The sequence below is a fragment of the Pseudomonadota bacterium genome (assembly GCA_030775045.1).
Taxonomy (GTDB): Bacteria; Pseudomonadota; Alphaproteobacteria; order JALYJY01; family JALYJY01; genus JALYJY01.
The window spans coordinates 1-6,410 of sequence record JALYJY010000103.1 but is presented as its reverse complement, the minus strand read 5'-3'; the positions used below and the strand labels follow the sequence as shown (position 1 = coordinate 6,410).

The 6,410-nt window shown below is 51.6% G+C and carries 3 protein-coding genes and 1 tRNA gene; all 4 read left to right on the top strand.

The genetic code is table 11. The features are described 5' to 3' along the window. Positions 1–243, top strand: a 243-nt coding sequence (locus M3O22_08250; GenBank protein ID MDP9196734.1) for a hypothetical protein, incomplete at its 5' end; no start/stop codon positions are given. Between the two features lie 63 nt (positions 244–306). Next, positions 307–396, top strand: a tRNA-Ser gene (locus tag M3O22_08245). Positions 397–506: 110 nt separating this feature from the next. Next, the gene (locus M3O22_08240; GenBank protein ID MDP9196733.1) at positions 507–2,237 is read left to right on the top strand and encodes a ShlB/FhaC/HecB family hemolysin secretion/activation protein; all 1,731 of its coding nucleotides are present in this window, start codon (positions 507–509) and stop codon (positions 2,235–2,237) included. A gap of 104 nt (positions 2,238–2,341) precedes the next feature. Further along, the coding region (locus M3O22_08235) for a filamentous hemagglutinin N-terminal domain-containing protein (protein ID MDP9196732.1) at positions 2,342–6,410 on the top strand (4,069 nt) is incomplete at its 3' end.

Genomic DNA, 6,410 nt, shown 5'->3' with positions numbered 1-6,410 from the left:
CCGGAGGATGTCGGCCCCGTGGACTGGTTCTGCTCGGATGTCATCTGCTATCCGGAACGCCTGCTGCGGCTGGTCCAGACCTGGCGGGACAGCGGCCTTGTGCGCAATTTCGTCTGCACCATCAAGTTCCAGGGGCCCACAGACCATGCCACAGCACGGGCCTTTGCCGCCATTCCGGGCTCCCGGCTGATGCACCTGCACCACAACAAGCACGAGCTGACCTGGATCAGCCTTTCGGCCTGACGGGCAGAGATGCGCGGCCCCTTCCCCCGCCGGGTGAAAATTGCTACATGCAGTCAGCGTGCGGGAAGAGTGGCCGAGCGGTTTAAGGCACCGGTCTTGAAAACCGGCGTGGGCGCAAGTCCACCGTGAGTTCGAATCTCACCTCTTCCGCCATTTTAAAAATTGCCCTGCATATGCCATATATCTACTGTAAGCTGTAGTAAGGTCTTCAGTATCCGCTCGCCATTCACATGAATTCTATTTTCCGGACAGTACAGCGCATTATGGCGCCGGCTCTTTCTTTGGGGAAGGTGGCGGCCCTGCTATTCCTGTGCCTGTATTATGGCCCGGAAGCCTGGGCGCAAGGGCTGCCCGGCGCTGCAGATCCGGGACGTGTGGAACAACCTGTCATGCGGCCTGAATTCCGGGAAGAGCTGGAAAAAACAGCCCCGACCCTCAAGCCTGAAGAAAAGAAACCCTTTACTGCCCCGCCTGTTGAAACTGCCCCGGAAGGATTTGCCCTGGCCTCCATTGCTCTGGAAGGCAATACTGTATTTACGGACCAGGTCCTGACACAGCTGGTTGCAGACTGGTTCGGCAAGCAGGTGGATATCCAGGGCCTCCAGGCCATCGCCTCCACCCTGGAAAAATACTACCAGACCCGGGGATATATCCTGACCCGTGTCATTATCCCGCCCCAGGACATCAAAAACGGCCAGGTCACCCTGCAGGTTATCGAGGGGTATGTAGCCCAGGTCCAGTTTGACAGTTACACATCCATCCTTGAACTGAACGATGGCCTGGGACTGCTGCAGGACCTGAAACGGAATATTGAGGCTATGCGTCCCCTGCATGGGCCAACGCTGGAATCCCTGCTTCTTCGTATGGAGGATCTGGGCGCCATACAGGTGAAAGGCACGCTGGTCTCCCTGCCCCCGGACCAGGCCGTGCCGGGGGCCGTCAACCTGCGGCTTGAAACGTCGCGGGAGAAATCTGTATCCGGCGAGGTGACGGTGGACAACGCAGGATCCCGGTTCAGCGGCCCATGGCAGGGCACCGGACGCCTGTCCTTTGTCGGCCTCATGAACAGCTTTGACCAGCTCAGGCTCACATACCTGACGACTGTACCCGCGGATGAGGTAAAATACGGACGTATCCAGTACAGCCTGCCCATATCCTCCGCCGGAACGACAGTCCAGGCTTACGGCAGCATTTCTGACTCCACATCGGGATATACGCTGGAAGACTTTGATATCACCGGGCTGACCCGGACCCTGGGCCTGGATATAACACATCCTCTTGTCCGCTCGCGGTCAACGCTGGTCAATCTGGGTGCAGGTTTTGAATACAGGAATATCGATACAGACATCCTGGGCACCAGCCTTTACAGGGACAGAATCCGCACAGCCCGCTTGACCGGATCTGTCTACCACACAGACTCCTGGGGTGGATTCAACGCCGGGCTTCTGGAGATCCGCCAGGGACTGGATATCCTAGGCGCCCGCGAGACCGGCTCCCCCGAACTGTCCCGGGCAGAGGGACACAGCGACTTTACAAGCCTTGTACTCAATGCCTGGCGCCAGCAGCGCCTGGGAGATGCATGGCAGGCCAGTCTCCGGGTTGCGGGCCAGTATGCCTTCTCGCCCCTTCTGTCCTCAGAGGAATTCGGGTTCGGCGGCATTGATCTGGGCCGCGGATACGATCCTTCAGAAATCACCGGGGACCGGGGCATCGCAGGCTCCCTGGAACTGCGGTATCTGGGCCTGTCTTCCCCGACCGGTTTTTCTTTTGAACCATTTGCTTTCTATGACCTTGGAAAGGTCTGGAACCTGGACAATAACCAGAACCCTGTCTCCGCAGCATCTGCTGGCCTGGGGATTGATATTGTCCACTCCCGGGGGTTCTCGGGTTATCTGCTGGCCGCAGTCCCCCTCACCCGGCGGGCAAACGACCCCCCGGGATACGCCAACGGAACAAGCGCCCGTTACCTTGTGGGCATAAAAGCCTCCTTTTAGGGCAAATTTTATACAAATACCCTTCGATTGCTGACCTTGCTTGAGGATCTGTTAGTCTTTTTCCCCTACCATGGAAAAGTAACAGAAAAGCAGCCTCGGGCTGTGTGGCTGTTTTTTCAGGAAGTGGTGCGGGAAGAAGGCGCGAAATGCTGCTGTTTCAGTCCCTGTTTGCACACGCAGGAAAATGGACAAGGAAGGTTGCTGCTTTCCTTGGCATTATTGCCATGCTGCTCAGACCGGTCTTCCCCCTGGCCAACCCGCAAGACGGCGTTGTTTCGGCTGGCAGCGCCACCATCACATCTTCCACCAGCCGTCTTGATATCCATCAGTCCAGCGACAAGGCCATCATTGACTGGCGGTCTTTCAATATTGATCACGGTGAAACAACTCAGTTTCACCAACCCTCATCTTCTTCCATCACCCTCAACCGGGTGAATGACACCCGCGCCAGCACCATTGACGGTTTCCTGAAAGCCAACGGACACATTATGGTTCTGAACCCCAACGGCATCATCTTTGGCCAGAACAGTGTCATTGACGTTGCAGGCCTGACAGCCACCACGGCAGATATCAGGAACGAGGATTTCATGGCTGGCCACATGAATTTCAGCCAGCCCGGGCTTGATACAGGAAAAATCATCAACAACGGAAGCATAACAGCCCGCGAGGCCGGGCTTGTCAGCCTGGTGGCCCCACATGTTGAAAACAATGGCCTGATCCAGGCCCGCCTGGGGAAAGTCAACATGGGCGCCGGCGACACGTTTACCCTGGATATGGCGGGTGATGGCCTGATCCAGGTCGCCGTTAGTCCAAACAGCGCTGTGGGCAAAAAAATCGTGAACACAGGCAGTGTGATAGCGGAGGGCGGAATTATCTCCATGACCGCCACCAGCGCGCGCGAAGTGGTGGACAGCCTGACAAACAATCAATCATCGGCAACCAATATGCAGATCGTCAACGGTCAAGTCAGCCTGATTGAAAATAAAGGCACGATCAGTGTCGCCAATATGAACACCGGCAAAACGGGTGGCCAGGTGAATATGTTCGCTGACGACATTGCGCTGGCCAACAACAGTACGATTGATGCCTCGGGCCACAGCGGCGGTGGCGAAGTTTATGTGGGCATCGATAAAGACATGCGCTTGGCCAGGAAGTTAGATATCGCTTCTGGTGCGACCCTTAAAGCCGATGCAGGATATGTTGGAAACGGCGGTAAAGTCATTACCTGGGGCGCCCGGGAAAATAATTTCCAAGGTCATATTCAGGCTAAAGGCGGTGCTGAAGGTGGCGATGGTGGATTTATCGAAGTCTCAAGCCACGATGATCTTAAATTTAACGGCACTGTTGATACAACGGCTCCTCTGGGAGAAACGGGGACTTTGCTGCTGGATCCGACAAATATAACTATTTCTACCAATCTTCATACTTCTACACTTTCAAGCCCATATCAACCGCTTCTTGCCGACATCGCTTCCAACGTTAATGTCGGCACATTACAAACAGCTCTCGCTTCTTCAAACGTTACAGTACAAACGCTTTCGACAGGAAGCCAGGCGGGAACATTAACCGTAGTAGATCCTATAACGTGGTCTTCCGGAACCAGTCTGACATTAAGCGCTCACAGTAATCTTATTATCAATGCGGCCATTGCTGCAAGCGGAACATTAACCCTCACGGCAGATGGTGATATAGCTATTAATGCGGCTTTAACAGAAAGCGCTGGCAGCGCCAACTTAATTATTCAGCCTCGTACAAACAGCACATCTATTGGGGTTGCTGGTGGAACAGGTACCATAAATTTAAGCTCAACTGATCTGAATAATATTCAAGGCACTTGGGATAGTATTACTCTTGGCACCACAGTCATGACCGGAAATATGAATCTAAATGCCTATACCTGGAATGCGCCTTTAACTTTACGCACGAGCTCTGGTGTCATAACGGTTGATGGTGCTCAAAATGTTGGCTCTAATAATCTAACTATTACAACAAACGCTGATCCCGTCATTAATGCCGATCTTGGCGGAACAGGAACTTTAACAGTCCAACAGGCAAACACGACAACAACGATGGGCCTGGCCGGTGGTACTGGTACAGTCTCCCTGACAGCAAATGAATTAAGTCATATTGTTAACGGATGGACGGACATTATTTTAGGACGTTTGGATTCAACAGTTGCAATAAATGTCAATGCGGCCACCTGGAATGACAACTTAACACTTCTATCCAACTCTGGTCAGATGACTATCGCTGGAACCCAAAACATGGGCGCCAATAATCTAACTCTACAAACGAATAACTTAGACGTCTCTGGCGCCTTGACAGGTACTGGTACTTTAACCATCAAACCATCAGGCTCGAATACAACCGTAGGACTCGCTGGTGGAGCTGGTACTTTATCTCTAACAACAGCTGAACTTGCCAACATTACAGATGGTTGGTCGGATATTATGATTGGTCGTACTGATTCGAGTGCTGCTATAACAGTTAACGCAGCGACCTGGAATGATAATTTAACGCTTCTATCGAATTCTGGCCAAATGACCATTGCTGGCACCCAAACCATGGGCGCTAATAACTTAACCCTGAATACTGCTTCCAATCTAGCTGTGAATGGCGCCCTGACCGGCACAGGAACACTGACCTTTTATCCGGGCACAACCGTTATGAGTATGGGGATTAACGGCGCTACAGGAACGTATGGATTATCGAATCCCGAACTGGCTAATATTACAGATGGTTGGTCAAATATTATTCTTGGGCGCATCGACAGTACAGGCGCCATTAACATGAACGGCTATAGCTGGACTGATCCTTTAACTATTCGTTCTTTGACGGGCGCGATAACCATTTCAGGTACCCAATCTATGGGATCCAACAATCTGACCATCGAGACGACCAACCTTGCAGTTAATAGTGGCCTTAACGGAACTGGAACGTTAACTATTCGACCCTCCACCGTATCTTCGACTGTTGGATTAGCAGGTGGAGCTGGCGGCTTAAACTTAACAACGACAGAGCTTGGAAATATCACTGATGGATGGTCAAATATTATTATCGGACGCAGCGATGGCAGCGGCAACATGGCTGTTAATGCTGCCACCTGGAATGATGCTCTTACATTACGTAGCGGCTCAGGCACTATCACTATAGCTGGTGCACAAACTATGGGGGCCAATAATTTAACATTTGAAACAGATTCAAATCTTACCTTAAGCAGTACCTTAACCGGTACCGGTGCCTTAACAATTAAGCCTTCTACCGCTTCAACAACGATAGGCTTGGCTGGAGGTGCAGGAACGCTCGCATTAACAACAGGAGAAATAAGCAATATTACTGATGGCTGGTCCGATATTATCATTGGTAGAAATGATGGAACAGGCGACCTGACGGCAAATGCCGCAACCTGGAATGATCCATTAACATTAAGAACTGGTTCAGGAATACTAACAATTGCTGGTACCCAAACCCTTGGTGCGAATAATTTAACCATAGAAACAGACTCTGCATTTCCATTAAATGCAGCGCTAAGCGGATCAAAAACTTTAACCCTACGCCCTTCCAGCGTCTCGACAACAATTGGCGTGGCAGATGGAGCAGGTACATTTTCCATAACTTCAGCTGAGATGTCCAAGATTATAGACGGGTGGTCTCAAATTATTATAGGCCGCACTGATGGAACCGGGAATGCAGAAATCGGCGAAGCAACATGGAATGATCCTGTTCAAATTCTGACAGGGGGCAACATTACTGTTAATGGCACCCAGACAAACGCTGCCGGTGCCGATACGGATATGGTTTTTGCCACCATCAATGGAAGCTTTATTAACAATGCGGGGGCGAATGCACTTGATGCGGGAAGCGGACGCTATCTGGTTTACTCCACAACACCCAATAACAATACATCAGGCGGCCTGACAGGGTTTACCAGACTGTATGGCAAAACATATGCAGGTTACGGCCCTGATTCTGTTACGGAAACAGGAAATGTATTTCTGTACTCGATTATCCCGACCCTCACAGTGACAGCGGATGATAAAACCCGCGAATATGGCGATGCCAATCCGGCTCTTACAACCAGCTATAGCGGATTCCTCCTGGGCGACGATGAAAGTATTCTTTCTGGATCTCCCACTCTCAATACGATAGCTGATGAACAAAGCATCACAGGAA